This is a genomic window from Pseudonocardia sp. McavD-2-B, assembly GCF_024124365.1.
In the GTDB taxonomy this organism is placed as follows: Bacteria; Actinomycetota; Actinomycetes; order Mycobacteriales; family Pseudonocardiaceae; genus Pseudonocardia; species Pseudonocardia alni.
In genome coordinates, this window is record NZ_JAMXSG010000120.1 from 1 (window position 1) to 16,628 (window position 16,628).

Genomic DNA, 16,628 nt, shown 5'->3' on the forward strand with positions numbered 1-16,628 from the left:
CGGCGCTGCTCGGCCCGCGCGACCGGGGGCAGCCGCCGGACGAGGTCGGCGCGGGCGACCGCGTCGAGACCCTGGACGACCGGGCGCCAGCGCGCCGCGGGGCGGCCGGACTCGGTGAGCAGGACCGGCAGCACCCGGCCGCGGGCCGCGAGTTCCTCGGCGAGCCGGGCGAGGTCGGCGAGGTGGGCGAACCCGGCGCCGTAGCGGACCTCGTCGGAGGGGTCGGTCAGCTCGGAGGGGTCGACGACGACCGCGGGCACCGTCCACGGCGCCAGCGTCGGCGTGCCCCGGCTCCGGGTGCGTGGCCGGGACCGGACCAGGCCGGGGGAGTCCTGCGGGCCCGACGGGTGCGAGGGCAGCAGCACCGTCACCGACGCCGGCTTGCCCGGATGGATCGCGGCCAGCTCGTCCGACGGCACCGCGAACGGGTGCGGCCGCGCCGTGCGCAGCGACCGGCGGTCGGTGCGGGGGGTGCGCTCGCCGTCCTCCGCCCACAGCAGGACGCCCCGGGTGGGGGAGTGCAGGGCGTGGACGACGAACACACCCCCACGCTAGAGGCGACCCCCGACAGCGACCGCGTGCAGGAGCCCGGCCGCGGCCGCGCACGCCTCGTCGGTGATCACGTGCTCGTCGCCGTCGTCGATCCGCAGGTCGACCCGCGCGCCGCCGGCGACCAGCAGCGATGCGGTGTCGGAGACCCGGTGCGCGGGCACCCACGGGTCGCGCGAGATCGACCGCAGCACCGCCGGGGTCGGGGCCAGCGCCCCGGCCGGCGGCGCCGGGACCGGGTCCGGACCGACGAACCCGCCGGTGAACAGCACCAGCCCCGCGCACGGGCGCGGGTCGCGCACCAGCAGGTGGTGCGCGGCCAGGCAGGCGCCCTGGGAGAACCCCCACAGCACCACCCGGTCCCGGTCGACACCGGCGTCGGCGAGCCGGGCCAGCTCGTCGTCGACGATGCCCAGGGCGCGCAGCAGCGCGTCGCGGTTCTCGTCGAACGGCTCCAGGAACGGCTTCGGGTACCAGCTGCCGTCCGGCGCCGGCGGGGCGACGAACCGGGCGGGCACGTCCCCGAACCGGGCCGCGGTGGCCCGCATGTCGTCGGGGTCGCGGCCCCGCCCGTGCAGGGCGAGCACGACCAGCGGCGCGTCCGGATCCCCCCAGGTGGCCATCAGCCCTCGATCGGTTCCAGCTTGGCGAAGATCTCCTCGCGCCGGTGCTCGAACTGCTCGGGCAGCTGGAACCGGGTGCCGAGCTCCTGCGGGGACTCGTCGCAGGTCCAGCCGCCCTCGTCGTGGGTGACGGCCAGCTCGAACAGTGCCCCGCTCGGCGTCCGGACGTAGACGCTCTTGAAGTACTTGCGGTCCTTGAGCTCGGAGATGTCGGTGTAGCCGGCGCCCTCGATGTCGAACTTCACCGCGTCCTGGTTCGCCAGGTCCGACACGTTCCACGCGAAGTGGTGGTAGGTGCCCGCGCCGTAGCGCCAGGTGCCCTGGTCGTCGTGCCGGTTGACGGTGATCTCCAGGTGGTTGCCGACCTTCGCGTCGCCGATCCGCAGGCCGAACACGTCGCCGTCCTCGGCGGGGTCGCCCTGGGCGAAGAACGAGGTGTCGGCGAACTCGACCATCCGGTCCGGGGTGGTCATGTGCACGCCGACGCCGTGGATGCCGTGGATCGCGTGCTCGGCCGACACGCCGTTGCCCTCGTAGCCGCGGCGCGGGTCACCGGCGTTCGCGACGAACTGGTACTCGATGCCCGACGGGTGGGCGAACGCGAGCCGCCGCTGGTCGAACCGCTCGACGTCGCTGACCTCGACGTCGTGGGCGCGCAGCCGCTGCGCCCAGAAGTCCAGCGAGCCCTCCGGCACCGACAGCAGGACCTCGCGGGCCTGGTTGGTGCCGCGGGTGCCGAACTGGCCCGCCTGCGCCCACGGGAACGTGGTGACCACGCTGGACGGGTCGCCGTCGGCGTTGGAGTAGTAGAGGTGGTAGATCGGCAGGGAGCCGTCGAACAGGACGGTGCGCTTGATGAAGCGCATGCCGAGGATCTTCGTGTGGAAGTCGACGTCCTCCTGGGCGCCGGCGACGGACAGGGTCACATGATGGGAGCCTTCGACATGAGCCACGTGCGCAGACGCTAGGAACGCGGCGGCCGCGGCACATCGCCGACGGGCGCAGACCGCTGTCGTCCGCGTGCACGCCCGCACCGGCCCGGTGGGCGGCTGCTGCGTGACTAGGCTGGGTGCGGCCACCAGCACGACCAGGAGCCGCCGATGACGACCGTCGCCGACCGTCCCACCGACTCCGGACCCGGTTCCGGACCCGACGGCTCCGGACCCGTCGGCGTCTCCTTCACCACCGTCACCGGCGACCTGCCCGCCCCCGGTGGCGACCGCCTGGTCCTGGTCGTGGCGCTCGCGGGCAGCGCGCTGCTCGGCGACGGTCAGCCGCTGGTTCCCGGGCGATGGGCGCTGCTGGACCCGGCCCGCCCGGGCACCCCCACCGCGGACGCCGCGTTCCGCGCGCTGTGCGTGTCGTTCCCCCGCGACCGCGTCGAGCCCCGCGGCGAGCCGCTCACCGGGGTGGCGGGCACCGCGTTCGACGCGGGCCCCGGCCTGGCCGGCTACGTGTGCGACACCCTGCGCCATCTCGACGCGCACCGGCTCGCGATGGGCCCGCACGCCGCCGTCGCGGTGCGCCACGCCGTGGACCTGGTCGGGGTGCTGCTGCGGAGCACGGCCGGTGCCGAGCCCGCCTCGCACTGCGACCTGCTGGACCGGATCAAGGCCTACGTCGAGGCGCACCTCGGCGACCCGGACCTCGCTCCCGCCGGGATCGCCGCCGCGCACTTCGTGTCCGCGCGCCACCTGCACAACCTGTTCGCCGGGACCGGGACGAGCGCCGCGGCCTGGATCCGCGCGCGGCGGATCGAGATGTGCCGGCGCGACCTGGCCGACGCAAGCCTGGCCGACGTGCCCGCCGCGGCCATCGGGTCGCGGTGGGGGTTCCGCGGGCCCTCGCACTTCGGACAGGTGTTCAAACGCGCGACGGGCCTGACCCCGGCGGCCTACCGGGAAGCCAGCAGCTCGTCGAGCCGCTCGTAGCCCTCGTTCACCCCGACGTCCATCCCCGAGGCGAGCATCGCGTCGCGGGCGGCGAACGAGTCGTACAGCGACTGCGCGACCAACCGGGTCCGCCCGCCGGGCAGCGGGGTCAGGGTCATCGTCTCCAGGCAGACGCTGTCGCGGAAGCCCTCGAAGGCGAAGGTCTGCACGATCCGCTCCGGGGCGCGGACCTCGTGGAACGAGCCGAAGAAGCGGTACTCGCCGCCGTCGTCGGCGTGGGTGTAGCGGTAGCCGCCGCCGGTCTCGGCGTCCCAGCGGTGCACCGTCATCGTCAGTCCGCGCGGCCCCAGCCAGCGCACGACCTTGTTCTCGTCGACATGGGCGTCGAAGACCCGCTCCGGGGGTGCGTCGAACTCCCGGGTGATGCGGATCGCGGGCAGGTCGTCCACGGTCTCGATGGCGGTGCCGCGGGTGCCGCGGGTGCCGGTGGTGCCGGTGGTGCTCATGCCGTCTCCTCGTGCTCGGTGGGTGCGGACTCGTCGGCGAGCAGGTCGTCGAGGCGCGCGTAGCGCTCCTCCACCTGCCGCCGGTACCGCTCGATCCAGGCCGTCATCAGGTCGAAGACCTCCGCCTCGAGGTGCACCGGACGACGCTGGGCCTGCCGGCTGCGCCGGACCAGCCCCGCGTCCTCCAGTACCCGGATGTGCTTGGAGACGGCCTGCACGGAGACGTCGTAGGGCTCGGCCAGCTCGTTCACGGTCGCGTCGGCCGTCGCCAGCCGGGCCACCATGTCGCGCCGGATCGGGTCCGCCAGTGCGGCGAAGACCCGGTTCAGCCGGTCCTCCACGTCTCCTCCTCGTTCAACCTCTCGGTTGAATAAACCGTAGCGCGGGGAGGGCTCGTGTTCAACCCATCAGTTGAACGAGCCGGGGAGGGAGCCGTGCGGCACGTAGTCCGACGGCACCACGCCGAGACGGCCGCGCTGGTAGTCCTCGAACGCCCGCTGCACCTCCTCGCGGGTGTTCATCACGAACGGGCCCGCCCACGCGACGGGCTCGCGGATCGGCTGCCCGCCGAGCACCACGACGTCCAGCGACGGGTGACGGGACTCCTGCCCCGTGCCGCCCTCGACGGTGATCAGGTCCCCGGGCCCGAACACGGCGAGCTGGCCGGTGCGGACCGGGCGCCGGTCCGCACCGACGGTGCCGGACCCGCTCAGTACGTAGACCAGCGCGTTGTACGGCCGCGGCCAGGGCAGCCGCAGCTGTGCGCCGGGGGAGACGGTGGCGTGCACCATCGCCATCGGGGTGTGGGTCGAGCCCGGTCCGGACGCGCCCGCCACGTCGCCGGCGATGACCCGCAGCAGCGCGCCGCCGTCGGGCGTGGTGACCAGCGCGGACTCGCCGCCCCGCAGGTCCTGGTACTTCGGCGGCAGCCACTTGTCCGCGCGCGGCAGGTTCACCCACAGCTGCAGTCCGTGGAACAGCCCGCCGCTGCGCACCAGCGACTCCGGGGGGCGTTCGATGTGCAGCAGGCCCGAGCCCGCGGTCATCCACTGGGTGTCGCCGTCGGTGATGGTCCCGCCGCCGCCGTGGCTGTCACCGTGCTCGAAGGTCCCGTCGATGATGTAGGTGACGGTCTCGAAGCCGCGGTGCGGGTGCCACGAGGTGCCCTTCGGCTCGCCCGGGGCGTACTCGACCTCGCCCATCTGGTCCATGTGCAGGAACGGGTCGAGGTCGCGCAGGTCCACCCCCTGGAAGGCGCGGCGGACCGGGAAGCCCTCGCCCTCGTACCCGCGCGGAGCGGTGGTGACGCTGCGGACGCCCCGGTCCAGGTCGGTCGGGCCGGGGACGGGCACACGGGGCAGGGCGCTGACGTCGGCGACGGAGACGGCGGGCATCGGGACCTCCACGGTCGGTGGTTGTTGCACGATCAACGACCGCGCTGGCGCCCGGATTCCCGGGGGGCCAGACTGATCGCCATGACGGAGCTGTCGACGGTGCTGTCGGACATGTCCTTCCTCGAGGGCCCACGCTGGCACGACGGGAGGATCTGGGTCAGCGACTTCTACACCCACCGGGTGCTCTCGGCCCGCGCCGACGGGTCGGACCTGCGCACCGAGGCCGAGGTGCCCCAGCAGCCCTCCGGCCTGGGCTGGCTGCCCGACGGCAGGCTGCTGATCGTGTCCATGCGCGACCGGCGGATCCTGCGCCGCGAGACCGACGGCACCCTCGCCACCCACGCCGACCTGTCCGGCCACGCCGAGCACGTCCTGAACGACATGGTCGTCGACGGCGGCGGCGGCCTCTGGGTGGGCAGCTTCGGCTTCGACCTGATGAACGGCGCCCCGCGCGCCGCCGCGCCGCTGCTGCGCGTCGCGCCGGACGGGAGCGTGTCGGTCGCGAGCGAGCCGCTGCACTTCGCGAACGGACCCGCGCTGTCCGGTGGGGACCTCGTCGTCGCCGAGACCTTCGGCAACCGGATGTCCGCCTTCGCGGTCGGCGACGACGGCACGCTCGGCCCGCGCCGGGACTGGGCGCTGTTCGGTCCGCCGTCGGCCGCCGAGGACCCGTTCGACGCCATCGCCGAGCTCACCGTCGCCCCGGACGGCATCTCCGCCCCCGACGCGGAGGGTGCGATCTGGGTCGCCGACGCCATCGGCAACCGGGCGATCCGGGTCCGCCCCGGCGGGATGGTCGACGGCGAGGTCTCCACCGGCCAGGTCGGCACCTACGCCTGCGCACTCGGCGGCGACGACGGCCACACCCTGTTCCTCTGCACCGCCCCCGGGTTCGCCGAGCACGAGCGCCGTGACACCCGCCTGGCGCGGCTGCTCGCCGTCCGGGTGGACGTCCCGGCGGCCTGAGACCGGTGCCCTCCCTCGACGAGACCGCTGCCCGCGCGCTGCTGACCGGCGCGCGGGTGGCGCGGCTCGCGACGATCCGCGCCACCGACGGCACCCCGCGCCTGGTCCCGGTCACCTTCGCGCTCGTCGACGGGCTGGTGGTGTCCGCCGTCGACGACGTCAAGCCCAAGCGGCACCGCCGGCTCGCGCGGCTGCGCGACGTCGAGGCCGACCCACGCGTCGCGTTGCTCGCCGACCACTACGACGACGACTGGTCACAGCTGTGGTGGGTGCGCCTGGACGCCACCGCGACGATCCACGACGACGGCGACCTGCACTCCCGCGCCGTCGCGGCCCTGGCCGCCCGGTACGCCCCCTACGCCGCCCGGCCACCCGAGGGCCCGGTGCTGGCCCTGACCCCCGTCCGCTGGACCGCCTGGACCGCCACCCCCCGCCCGTGAGCACGGGCTCGCGCGCGGAACCGCTCCCCGCGCGCAGTACGTCGCGCGCGCAACGCGGTCCCGCGCGCGGACGCGAGATCATGGGTCGGGCCGGTCAGGGGAGGGTGCGCAGGAACGCCGCCACCGCCGAGAGCATCTGCTCGGGCAGCTCCAGGTGGGGCTCGTGCCCGCAGGACAGCTCGGTGAGGGTCACCGGTCCCGACGCCCGTTCGGCGACCGCGTGTACGTGCACGGCGCTGCCGTACGGGTCGTCGTCGCCCTGGACGGCGAGAACCGGCGCGGTGATCCCGGGCAGGGTGTCGCGGACGTCCCAGTCGGTGAACTCCTCGGCCAGCCACATGTCGTTCCACCCGCGGAACGCGGCGTCCGGGTCGTCGTGGTGGCGGGCCATCCGGGTGCGGAGGTCGCCGTCGTCGAACGCGGTGCGCGCCGCCCGGATCGCGGTGAGGGCGAACGGCTCGGTCAGCACGTGCGGGGCGAGCACGACGGCCCCGCTCACCGGCATCGCCGCGGCCGCGAGCAGCGCGATCGTGGCGCCGTCGGAGTGCCCGACGAGGACGGGTGCGTCCAGGCCGAGCGCGGCGCACAGGGCCGGGACGGTCGTCGTCGCCTCGGTCGCCATGAAGGCCGTCGTCCGCGGGCTGCGGGGCCGGTCGGAGCGGCCGTGCCCGAGCCGGGAGTACGCGACGGCCCGGCGCCCGGACGCGGCCGCGACCCGCTCGGGGAACCCACGCCACAGACCGACCGACCCGAGCCCCTCGTGCAGGAACAGCAGCGGCGCACGGTCGTCGCCGGGGTCACCGGTGTCGGAGTACTCGTGGCGCAGGCCGTCCAGTTCGAGCAGAGACGTCGCAGGCACATCACGATCGTAGTGCTCGCTGTTGCGCCGTCCGGAACGGTCGTGAAGGCTCGTTCGCGTGATTCCCGACCTCCGGCTGACGTCGCGTCTGGACGTCGACCTGCGCTGGATGTGGTCGTCCGCCTGTCGTTGACGCCTGCCCGCGTGTCCTGAAGCCGACCGGGACGCGGAGAGCCGACGACCCCCGAGAGGACGTGCCCCCGTGGCCGATCCGCCCGTTGCCGTACCCCGGACCAGGACGGTCCGCCTGGTCACCGCCCTGCTCGCGGTGCTGCTGGCCGCATCCGGCTGCGCGGCCGCCGGTGCCGACGGCCCGACCGTCCGGCTCGCCCAGTTCCCGTGGAGCGCGGCGAAGCTGACCAACGCGATCCTCGGTGAGGTCGTCGCGGCCCACCCGGAGCTCGGCGTCGGCCGGCTCAAGACCATCCAGGTCGGACCCGCGACCGCCTGGGCCGGCGCCCAGCGCGGCGACGTCGACGCCCTCACCGAGGTCGCGATGCCCAACCAGTCCGAGCTGGCCGCGAAGGCGGCGGAACGGATCGAGCTGGTCCACCCGACCTACGAAGGCGCCGAGCAGGGCTGGTATGTCCCCAGCTACGCGGTCGAGCCGGGACAGCCGCTCGCCGGGCTGACCAGCGTCACCCAGCTGAACGACTACGCCGACGCCCTCGGCAACCGGCTCGTCGACTCCGACCCCAGCTTCCTCACCACCGAGTACAACGCGAAGCGCCTCGCCGGGTACCGGCTGGACCTGGAGCAGGTGACCTCCAGCGAGGCCGCGCAGATCGCCGAGCTGCGCCGCGCCTACGAGCGCCGCCAGCCGATCCTGGTCTACCTGTACCGGCCGCACTACATCTTCGAGGAGCTCGCGCTGACCAAGCTGACCGAGCCGACCCCGGCCCGCGACGACTGTTACACCACCGGCGACGGCGCCTGCGCCATGCCGGCGTACTCGGCCTGGACGGCGGCGAGCCCCGAGCTGGCCCGCACCAGCCCCGGCTTCGCGGCGATGCTGCGCCGCTTCGAGCTGCCGCTGCCCGATGTCGAGCAGATGCTCCAGCGGGTCGACGTGGACAACCAGGACGTGGAGGTGGTGGCCCGCGAGTACGTGGCCGCGCACCCGGACCGCGTCCGTCAGTGGGTGGGAGCCGGAGCATGATCGAGGTACGGAACCTGACGAAGGTCTTCGGCGACGGCAAGGCCGCCGACGAGGCCGTGCGGCTGGCCGGCGAGGGGCTCGGCCGGCCGGAGATCCAGCGCCGCACCGGGGCCACCCTGGCCGTGCACGACGTGTCCTTCGACATCGGCGACGGCGAGCTGTTCGTGATCATGGGCCTGTCCGGCTCCGGCAAGTCGACGCTGGTCCGGCTGCTGAACCGGCTCATCGAGCCGACCTCGGGCAGCATCGCCGTCGACGGCCGCGAGCTCGGCTCGCTCGGCGCCGCCGACCTGCGCACGCTGCGCAACGAGCGGATCGCGATGGTGTTCCAGCACTTCGCGCTGCTGCCGCACCGCACCGTGCGGCAGAACGCCGAGTACGGGCTGCAGATCCGCGGCGTCGACGCCGGCACCCGTCGCGAGAAGGCCGAGTGGGCGCTCGAGCAGGTCGGCCTCGGCGACCGTGCCGACGCGCTGCCCGGCCAGCTCTCGGGCGGCATGCAGCAGCGCGTCGGGCTGGCGCGGGCGCTGGCCAGCGACACCGATGTGCTGCTGATGGACGAGCCCTACTCCGCGCTCGACCCGCTGATCCGCCGCGACATGCAGCAGCTGCTCGTCCGTCTGCAGCGGGACCTCAAGAAGACCATCGTGTTCATCACCCACGACCTCAACGAGGCCATGCTGCTCGGTGACCGCATCCTGCTGCTCAAGGACGGCCGGCTCGTCCAGGTCGGCACCGGACCGCAGATCCTGGAGTCCCCGGCCGACGACTACGTCGCCGAGTTCGTCTCCGACGTCGACCGCAGCCGGGTGCTCACCGCCGCCGACGTGATCCGCGAGGCCCGCATCACCGTCACCCTCGACGAGCGCCCCGCCGACGTGCTCGTGCGGCTGGGCAGGGCCGAGGCGACCGGCGCCTACGTCGTCGACGACGGCCACCGCATCCTCGGTGTCGTCCGCGACGACTGGCTCGGCCACGCCGCGGGGCGGGGCGCCACCGGCATCGACCGGTCCGCCCTGGTCGAGGAGTACCGCACCACCGAACCGGGCCGGCCCCTGATCGACCTGCTGCATCAGGTCGGGCGTAACCCGGTCCCGCTCGCGGTGGTCGACGACGGCCGCCTCACCGGCGTCGTCCCGCGCGGTGCCGTGCTCGCCGCCCTGTCGACCCACGACGAGGCCACCGCCGACGGGAGGAACGCCTGATGCCCAGGTTCGAGTTCGGGAGCTACGTCGAGGCGTTCATCCTCTGGCTGCTGCAGAACGCCGGGGTCGTGTTCGACGCCGTCGGGGTCGCGATCACCGCGGTCGTCGAGGCGGTGACCTCGATCTTCACCGCCCCGGTGTGGTGGGTCTGGCTGCTACTGCTCGTGGCGCTCGCGCTGCTCGTGCGCGGGGCCGGGTTCGCGGTGTTCACCCTGGTCGGCTTCCTCCTCGTGTCCTCGTTCGACCTGTGGACCGAGACGATGGAGACCTTCGGCCTGGTGCTCGTCGCGGCGCTGATCGCGGTGGCGATCGGGGTGCCGCTGGGCATCTGGGCCGCCCGCAGCCGCGCGGCGAGCCGGACGCTGCGCCCGGTCCTCGACCTGGCACAGACGGTCCCGGCGTTCGTCTACCTGATCCCGGTGGTGCTGCTGTTCGGCATCGGCGTGGTGCCGGGCGTCGTCGCGACGATCGTGTTCTCGATCGCGCCCGCGGTCCGGCTCACCGAGCTGGGCATCCGGGGCGTCGACGGCGAGGTCGTCGAGGCCGCGCACGCCTTCGGGGCCCACCCCCGCCAGATCCTGCGCGAGGTGCAGCTGCCGATGGCGCTGCCGTCGATCATGGCCGGCGTCAACCAGGTGATCATGCTGGCGCTGTCCATGGTGGTCGTCGCGGGCCTCGCCGGTGCCGACGGGCTGGGCACGACGGTGGTCAGCGCGGTCACCCAGCTCGACATCGCGACCGGCGTCGAGGGCGGGCTCGCCGTCGTCATCGTGGCGATCTTCCTCGACCGGTTCACCTCGGCACTGGCCGAGCGCCCCGAGGGGAGCCTGCTCGCGAGGCTGCGCGCCCGTCGCCCGCAGAAGGCCGCGGCGCCGGCCGCGGAGCGCACGTCCCCGGCTCCGGCCGGTTCGGCGGTCACCGGCGCGAACGCCTGAGCGACGTCCGCCCGGCATCGGCGCCGGTCGGCCCCGTGAGGTGCCGTGCGAGCGTCCGGCGTCCGCACCGCATCCCCGCGGTCCGGCCGGCTCCGCGGTGTACCCGGACGCCCGACCGGACGTCGCCTCGGCTCGACCGGCGCCGGAAGATCACCGGTTGTGGAGCGATCCGTTCACGACGCGGGCCTCATCCTGCACAACCGGTGATCATGGTCGGGTGGCCCGAGGCGGCCGGCCGTGCACGTGACGAAGATCTGCCGGCTCTGTTCGGCCATCGCGTCGCCGGCGCCGTCGCGGACGAGCGCCGTGACCCGAGCCAGGCCGACGCCGACCACGCCCGGCTGTTGACCTCGCTGCTCCGGTCCGTCCGCGGCTCGGGCGCCGCGCCCTGGGTCAGCTGTCGAGCCGGCCGGCCGGCCGGGCCGGGGCCACGCACCGCCACGCGTCGGTCACGATCTCGGTGATCTCGTCGCGGTCGGCGGCGGCGTCGCCGGTGCCGTCGAGCACCACCCCGAGCCAGCCGCGGTGCCCGACGTAGGCGGGCCGGAAGAAGCGGGCCGGGTCCTCGGCGACCAGCTCGGCCTGCACGCCCGGCGCCGCGGCGCACCAGAACGCCAGGTGCGGGTGGCCGTGGTGGTGCCCGGCGTAGGAGACGAACATCCTCCGCACGAACCACGACGGCGACCCGTGGCTCTGGTTCTCGGTCACCTCGGGCAGGGACAGGCAGATCTCCCGCAGCCACGGCAGCGGGTCGGCGGGGTCCGGGTGGCGTGCGGTCACGGGCGCCCCGCGGACGGCCGGTAGGTCCCCACGCTCCACGTGTTGCCCTCCGGGTCGGCGACGGCGCACTCGCGCGAACCGTAGTCCTGGTCGACCGGCGCCATGGTGATCTCCGCCGCCGCGGCGGCCGCGCGGGCGTGCACCGCGTCCGGGTCGTCGCAGGTCAGGTAGACCACGGTCCGACCGGTGTCGAAGCGGTCGCCCCCGGCGCGGCGCGGTCCGATCAGCACGACGCCGGTGTCGGCGCCGTCGTCCCAGGCGAGCTCGGCGTGGGCGACCCCGCCGTCGTCGCCGGTGTGGACGGCGACCTCCCGGAAGCCGAGCGCCGTGGTGAGGAATGCGATGGCGGCGCGGGGGTCGTCGTAGCGGAGGGTCGGGTGGATGCTCATGACGAACCATCCTGACCGGGACGCGGCGGTGCGTCGTGAAGGAATGGGAACTGTTCGGCGCGGAATGCGGCGGGTGAGATCCCCGCGAGCGCCCGGAACTCGCGGGAGAGGTGGGGCTGGTCGGCGTAGCCGCACTCGGCGGCGACGAGCGCGAGCGGGTCCCGCCCGCCCCCGACCAGCTCCGCGGCGCGCGCGAAGCGCAGCACCCGGCGGACGGTGCCGGGGGCGAGACCGACCTGGGTCCGGAACCGGGACTGCAGGTGGCGGCGGCTCCAGCCGGTCTCGGCGGCCAGCTCCGCGACGCCGACCCGGCCCGCGGTCGCGCTGAGCCGGCCCCAGGCGTAGCGCACCTCGGGTGCGGGGAGGCGTGCCCGGTCGTCCAGGAGCCGGTCCGCGAGCAGTCCGCTGACCAGGTCGAATCGGCCGTCCCAGGTGGGCTCGGCGGCCAGGCGGGCGGGCAGCGCGGCGAGCACGGGGTCGTCGAGCTCGTCGAGGCGGGGCACCGTGCCGCCGGGCAGCGCCCGCCCGCCGAGGAGGGTGTAGGTCGCCGCCGGGGTCAGGTCCACCTGCACCCCGGCCTGCGGGCCGGTGAACTCGGTCAGCACCCAGGTGTCGCTCAGGCCGCCGACGAACGCGGCCGCCGCCGCGGTCCCGACGGCCGGCCCGGACAGCGTCAGCGGGTGCAGCCCCAGGATCAGCGCGGTCCCGGCGGACGGCGGCTGGCGGCGACGCAGGGGAGCGGCGGCGTGCTCGCGGTAGCCGAGGTAGCGCAGCACGTGCGCGCGCAGTGCGGCGGGCGGACGCCCCGGCACGTACTCGGCGGACATGGACGAGGTTGTACCCCCACTCCTCACCCGGCGGCCAGCGCGACCGCGAGGCCGAGCATCACCGTGGCGACGACGCCGTCGAGCACCCGCCACGCCGTCGGCCGGGCGAACAGCCCGGCGAGCCGCGCCGCGCCGAAGCCGAGCCCGGAGAACCAGGTCAGGCTGGCCACGACCACCCCGGCGCCGAACGCCCACCGGCCGTCGTCGCCGTGCGCGGCGGCCAGCGACCCGAGCACCAGCAGGTCCAGCATCATGTGCGGGTTGAGGAAGGTCAGGGCCGCTGCGCTCCCCAGGACGGGCACGAGCGGCCGGGCCGAGCCGTGGGGGTCGGCGTCGAGCGCACCGGGCCGGACGGCGCGCCGCAGCGCCAGCAGGCCGTAGCCGGTCAGCCACACGACGCCGCCCCAGCGCACCACCTCGACCAGCCCCGGTACGCGGTCGACGAGCATCCCGACGCCCGCGACCGCCGCGGTCACCAGCACCAGGTCGGCCAGCACGCAGAACACGACCACCGCCGGGACGTGCTCGCGCCGCAGCCCCTGCCGCAGCACGAACGCGTTCTGCGCCCCGATCGCCGCGATCAGTGACAGTCCGGTCCCGAATCCCGCCAGCACGCTCACGTCACCGACGCTAGGCCGACCACGCCGGGAAGACGTCAGCAGCTGAAAGAACGTCATGAACTGTAGAATCGCTTCATGTACGACCGGGAGCGGCTGGCCACCCTGAGCGCCGTGGTCGAGGAGGGTGGTTTCGACGCCGCCGCCGCGCGGCTGTCGATCACACCGTCCGCGGTGTCCCAGCGGATCAAGGCCCTGGAACGGCAGGCGCGCCGGATCCTGGTGCGCCGCACGCGTCCGTGCGTCGCGACCGAGGAGGGGGCCGCGCTGCTGCGGCTGGCCCGGCAGATCGCCGTGCTGGAGGGGGAGGTCGAGGCCGGGTTCGGCAGCGCGGACACCGCGGGCACGCACCTGCCGATCGCGGTGAACGCGGACTCGGTGACCCACTGGTTCCTGTCCGCGGTGGTCCCCCTGGCCGCCCGGCACGGGGTCCGGCTGGACCTGCACGTCGACGACGAGCAGTACACCGCGGCCCTGCTCCGCGAGGGCTCGGTGGTCGGGGCGGTGACGACGTCGTCGGCACCGGTGCAGGGCTGCGCGGTCCGGCCACTGGGCGCGACCCGCTACCGGCCCGTGGCCGCCCGGCCGGTGTACGACCGGTGGTTCGCCGGGCGGGACCCGGCCGAGGCGTTCCCGCTCGCCCCGCGGGTCGACTTCGGGTCGAAGGACGTGCTGCAGACCCGGTTCGTCCGCGGACTCACCCACCGGCCGTGCACCGGCCCGGCGCACCGGGTGCCCGCCGCCGACGGTTACCACGAGGCGATCCGCGCGGGTCTGGGCTGGGGGATGTTCACCGACGGCCCGGCCCGGGAGGCCGCGGCCGCCGGGCGGCTCGTGCTGCTCGACGCCGAGCGGCATCTCGACGTCCCGCTGTACTGGCAGCACTGGAAGCTCAGCACCACGGTGCTCGACGCACTCACCGAGTCGGTCTGCGCCGCGGCGGCGACGATCCTGGTGCCGCCGGCCCGCTGACCGGGAGGTCTCAGATCCCGGACCGCCAGGGGCGTCCGAGCCGGATGTCGCAGGTGATGACCCCGCGGTCGACGCCGGTGAGGTCCGCGATCAGGTCGCGCACCGCGTCCTCGGCCACCCGGGGGTCGTCGACGGTGGTTGACGCCTCGATGCCCGGCACGTAGAGGGTGAGCCTGCGGTCCGCCCGCCAGGCCACCACCTCGAAGTGATGGTCACCGGTCACCCGTCCACGGTAGCCCGGCCGCGGCGCGAACGGGGCGGATCAGCCGACGGTCGGGTCGGCGGCGCGGCCCGCGTCCGCGCCCGGCTGCGTGTCGTCCTGCTGGGCGGGCACCGGGTCGCCGGTCGTCTCCGGGACACCGGTCGGCTCGACCGGTGCCGGAGGATCGGTGGGGGCCACCGGGTCCGCGGTCGGCTCCGGCGTGGGCTCGGCCGACGGCGTGCTCGTCGGCGTCGGCGGGGCGGTCGGCTCGTTGGGCGCCAGGGTGGAGGGCGACTCACCGATCGGCCTGAACGCCGGGAACTCGGCCGTGCCGGTGGCGCGCACGGTGTCGGACATGAACGCCTTCCACACCGATCCGGGCAGGTCGGCGCCGTTGATCGGGCGGCCCGCGGAGTCCTGGATCGGGTCGTTGCGGTCGGTCCCGACCCACACGGCCGTCGCGATCCCGGGGGTGAAGCCGGCGAACCAGGCGTCGTTGTTCTGGCCCTCGAAGCGGGACTGGACGGTGCCGGTCTTGCCGGCGGCCTCCTGCCCGTCGGGCAGCTGCAGCCCGTCGTTGTCGACGACGTTCATCATCGCCTCGGCGACGTTGCGCGCCACCTGCTCGGGGAAGCGCTGCTCGCCCTCGCCCGGCTGGTACTCGTAGAGCACCCGCCCGTCGGAGTCGACGACCTTGGACACCATGTGCGGGGCGTGCCAGACACCCCCCGCGGCGATGGTGGCGTAGGCCGACGCCAGCTGGACCGGCGTGACCTCCTTGTTGCCCAGCGGGAGCCGCGCGTCGGGGTTCTCCAGCGGCGCGGTGATGCCGGCGAGGCGCGCGGCGTCGGCGACCTTCTGCGGCCCGACCTGCGCGGCGAGCTTGGTGAAGACGACGTTGTTGGAGATCGTCATCGCCTGCTTGAGGTCGCAGCGCGGGCAGTTGGCGCCCTCGGCGTTGCGCAGCCCCGGCCGCTCGGACCCGTCGAAGGTGGTGCCGAGACCGATCGGCGGGTCGTTCAGGAGCCCGGCGAGCACGGCGAACGGTTTGAACGTCGACCCGGGCTGCTTCATGACCTGGGCGTAGTCCAGGCCGGTGCCGTTCGGCCCGCCGTAGTAGCCGAGGATGCCGCCGGTGCGCGGGTCGATCGCGACCGCGCCGGTGCGCAGCAGCTCCGGCTCGCCGCGCAGCTTCTGCTCGACCGAGTCGGTGAGCTGCTGCTGGCGCTGCGGGTCGATGGTCGTCGTCACCTGGAGGCCGCCCTGGGCGAACGCCTGCTCGGAGATGCCCAGCGAGCCCAGCTCGGAGCGGACCGCGTTGAGGATGTGGCCGCGGGCGTCGGTCAGCGACGACGAGCGCGAGGTGTTCTCCGGCGCGATGGTCTGCGGGAACACGGCGGCCTGCCGGTCGGCCTGGGAGATCCAGCCCTGGGCGGCCATGCCGTCGAGGACGAAGTTCCAGCGCTGCTTCGCCCGGTCCGGGGAGTTCGCCGGGTCCCAGTTGGACGGCGACTGGATGATCCCGGCGAGCAGTGCGCCCTCGCTGGGGGTCAGCTGGGCCGCGGGCTTGCCGTAGTAGGCGAGGCTGGCGGACTCGATGCCGTAGGCGCCGCGGCCGAAGTAGATGGCGTTGAGGTAGTCGTTGAGGATCTCGTCCTTGGACTTCTGCCCGGAGACCTTCAGCGAGACGATCAGTTCCTTGTACTTCCGCCAGTACGTCGCGTCGTTACCCACCAGGGTGTTCTTGACGTACTGCTGGGTGATCGTCGACCCGCCGCCGACGCCGCCGGTCAGCTGGTTGACCATCGCCCGCAGGATGCCGGTGAAGTCGAAGCCCGGGTTCGAGTAGAACGACCGGTCCTCGGCCGCCAGCACGGCCTCGCGCACGGGCACCGGGATGGCGTCCATCCCGACCTTGATCCGGTTGCCCTGCTCGGGCACGAGGCGGGCGAGCTGGCCGCCGTCGGCGTAGGAGACGGTGGCGATCTGGTTCTGCACCGCGTCGTCGGTGCTGGGGATCGGGAACAGCAGCCAGCCGAGCCCGAGCAGCAGCAGCGGCAGCAGCACGATCGACGCGGCCGTCCCGACCAGCGAGTACACGACCTGCCGGCGACGCCGGGTCCGGCGCTCCTCGGGGGTGAGGGCTGCCTTCTGGTCGGCGTCGAGGATGCCGAGGCGGCGGCGCACGACGCCCACGCCGGGCCCGACGAGTGCGATGACCCGGTCGAACGGTCCGTCGGGCTCGGCGCGGCGCCGGCGGCGCGGGCCGGGGGCCGCGGCGTCGACGAACTCGGCGTCCGCCCCGTCGCCGGG

The 16,628-nt window shown here is 74.3% G+C and carries 19 protein-coding genes and 1 pseudogene; 7 read left to right on the top strand and 13 right to left on the bottom strand.

The annotated features are described in order from the left end of the window. From NH602_RS16675 to NH602_RS16685, 3 genes and pseudogenes are all read right to left on the bottom strand, one after another. Nucleotides 1–542, bottom strand: a pseudogene (locus NH602_RS16675) (ATP-dependent helicase); the annotation flags it as partial. A 9-nt stretch (nt 543–551) separates the two neighbouring features. Continuing rightward, nucleotides 552–1,172, bottom strand: coding sequence for an alpha/beta hydrolase (locus tag NH602_RS16680; protein ID WP_253068286.1), 621 nt, complete (start codon nt 1,170–1,172; stop codon nt 552–554). Beyond that, a complete protein-coding gene (locus NH602_RS16685; protein WP_253068287.1) occupies nt 1,172–2,098 on the bottom strand; it encodes a VOC family protein in 927 nt (308 codons plus the stop codon). The genes NH602_RS16680 and NH602_RS16685 overlap by 1 nt, the downstream gene beginning before the upstream one ends. Nucleotides 2,099–2,272: 174 nt before the next feature. Between NH602_RS16685 and NH602_RS16690 the strand changes: the two genes are divergently transcribed. Continuing rightward, a complete protein-coding gene (locus NH602_RS16690) occupies nt 2,273–3,103 on the top strand; it encodes a helix-turn-helix domain-containing protein (RefSeq protein WP_253068288.1) in 831 nt (276 codons plus the stop codon). On the opposite strand, the gene NH602_RS16695 is transcribed toward NH602_RS16690, so the two are convergent. From NH602_RS16695 to NH602_RS16705, 3 genes are all read right to left on the bottom strand, one after another. Beyond that, nucleotides 3,067–3,570: an SRPBCC family protein gene (locus NH602_RS16695; RefSeq protein ID WP_253068289.1), complete on the bottom strand. Its 504-nt coding sequence runs from the start codon at nt 3,568–3,570 to the stop codon at nt 3,067–3,069. The two genes, NH602_RS16690 and NH602_RS16695, sit on opposite strands and share 37 nt — an antisense overlap. Beyond that, nucleotides 3,567–3,911 carry a helix-turn-helix transcriptional regulator gene (locus NH602_RS16700; RefSeq protein ID WP_062395752.1) on the bottom strand — a complete coding sequence of 115 codons (345 nt, stop codon included), beginning with the start codon at nt 3,909–3,911 and terminating at the stop codon, nt 3,567–3,569. The genes NH602_RS16695 and NH602_RS16700 overlap by 4 nt, the downstream gene beginning before the upstream one ends. A 66-nt stretch (nt 3,912–3,977) precedes the next feature. Next, on the bottom strand, nt 3,978–4,964 hold the full coding sequence (locus NH602_RS16705; protein WP_100880439.1) for a pirin family protein: 987 nt from the start codon (nt 4,962–4,964) through the stop codon (nt 3,978–3,980). 81 nt (nt 4,965–5,045) lie between these two features. Here NH602_RS16705 and NH602_RS16710 point away from each other — a divergent pair, with 81 nt between their 5' ends. Then, complete coding sequence (locus NH602_RS16710) at nt 5,046–5,930, top strand: SMP-30/gluconolactonase/LRE family protein (protein WP_253068290.1); 885 nt, start codon at nt 5,046–5,048, stop codon at nt 5,928–5,930. 5 nt (nt 5,931–5,935) lie between these two features. Then, nucleotides 5,936–6,370: a TIGR03668 family PPOX class F420-dependent oxidoreductase gene (locus tag NH602_RS16715; RefSeq protein WP_179762594.1), complete on the top strand. Its 435-nt coding sequence runs from the start codon at nt 5,936–5,938 to the stop codon at nt 6,368–6,370. 94 nt (nt 6,371–6,464) lie between these two features. Here the strand turns inward: NH602_RS16715 and NH602_RS16720 are convergent, their stop codons facing one another. Then, nucleotides 6,465–7,229: an alpha/beta fold hydrolase gene (locus NH602_RS16720; protein ID WP_253068291.1), complete on the bottom strand. Its 765-nt coding sequence runs from the start codon at nt 7,227–7,229 to the stop codon at nt 6,465–6,467. 202 nt (nt 7,230–7,431) lie between these two features. Between NH602_RS16720 and NH602_RS16725 the strand changes: the two genes are divergently transcribed. Genes NH602_RS16725 through NH602_RS16735 form a run of 3 tightly spaced genes read left to right on the top strand, consistent with a single transcriptional unit; the run spans nt 7,432 to nt 10,528 of the window. Beyond that, nucleotides 7,432–8,388 carry a glycine betaine ABC transporter substrate-binding protein gene (locus tag NH602_RS16725; RefSeq protein ID WP_073574620.1) on the top strand — a complete coding sequence of 319 codons (957 nt, stop codon included), beginning with the start codon at nt 7,432–7,434 and terminating at the stop codon, nt 8,386–8,388. Continuing rightward, nucleotides 8,385–9,593: a glycine betaine/L-proline ABC transporter ATP-binding protein gene (locus NH602_RS16730; RefSeq protein ID WP_073574621.1), complete on the top strand. Its 1,209-nt coding sequence runs from the start codon at nt 8,385–8,387 to the stop codon at nt 9,591–9,593. The genes NH602_RS16725 and NH602_RS16730 overlap by 4 nt, the downstream gene beginning before the upstream one ends. Beyond that, nucleotides 9,593–10,528: a proline/glycine betaine ABC transporter permease gene (locus NH602_RS16735; protein WP_179762596.1), complete on the top strand. Its 936-nt coding sequence runs from the start codon at nt 9,593–9,595 to the stop codon at nt 10,526–10,528. Before NH602_RS16730 ends, NH602_RS16735 begins: the two co-directional genes overlap by 1 nt. A gap of 393 nt (nt 10,529–10,921) precedes the next feature. On the opposite strand, the gene NH602_RS16740 is transcribed toward NH602_RS16735, so the two are convergent. The 4 genes from NH602_RS16740 to NH602_RS16755 are packed head-to-tail and all read right to left on the bottom strand — an operon-like array spanning nt 10,922 to nt 13,144. After that, complete coding sequence (locus NH602_RS16740) at nt 10,922–11,308, bottom strand: MmcQ/YjbR family DNA-binding protein (protein ID WP_253068292.1); 387 nt, start codon at nt 11,306–11,308, stop codon at nt 10,922–10,924. Then, a complete protein-coding gene (locus NH602_RS16745; protein WP_218899403.1) occupies nt 11,305–11,697 on the bottom strand; it encodes a VOC family protein in 393 nt (130 codons plus the stop codon). Before NH602_RS16745 ends, NH602_RS16740 begins: the two co-directional genes overlap by 4 nt. Then, nucleotides 11,694–12,524 (bottom strand): AraC family transcriptional regulator, encoded by an 831-nt coding sequence (locus NH602_RS16750; protein WP_179762598.1) that lies wholly within the window; start codon nt 12,522–12,524, stop codon nt 11,694–11,696. Before NH602_RS16750 ends, NH602_RS16745 begins: the two co-directional genes overlap by 4 nt. A gap of 23 nt (nt 12,525–12,547) precedes the next feature. After that, nucleotides 12,548–13,144 carry a LysE family transporter gene (locus NH602_RS16755; protein ID WP_253068293.1) on the bottom strand — a complete coding sequence of 199 codons (597 nt, stop codon included), beginning with the start codon at nt 13,142–13,144 and terminating at the stop codon, nt 12,548–12,550. Between the two features lie 75 nt (nt 13,145–13,219). On the opposite strand from NH602_RS16755, the gene NH602_RS16760 reads away from it, so the two are divergent. Further along, nucleotides 13,220–14,113: a LysR family transcriptional regulator ArgP gene (locus NH602_RS16760; protein ID WP_179762600.1), complete on the top strand. Its 894-nt coding sequence runs from the start codon at nt 13,220–13,222 to the stop codon at nt 14,111–14,113. A 10-nt stretch (nt 14,114–14,123) separates the two neighbouring features. Here NH602_RS16760 and NH602_RS16765 read toward each other — a convergent pair whose 3' ends face one another. Then, nucleotides 14,124–14,336: a hypothetical protein gene (locus tag NH602_RS16765; RefSeq protein ID WP_073574628.1), complete on the bottom strand. Its 213-nt coding sequence runs from the start codon at nt 14,334–14,336 to the stop codon at nt 14,124–14,126. Nucleotides 14,337–14,375: 39 nt separating this feature from the next. After that, nucleotides 14,376–16,628, bottom strand: a 2,253-nt coding sequence (locus NH602_RS16770; protein WP_256494975.1) for a transglycosylase domain-containing protein, incomplete at its 5' end; no start/stop codon positions are given.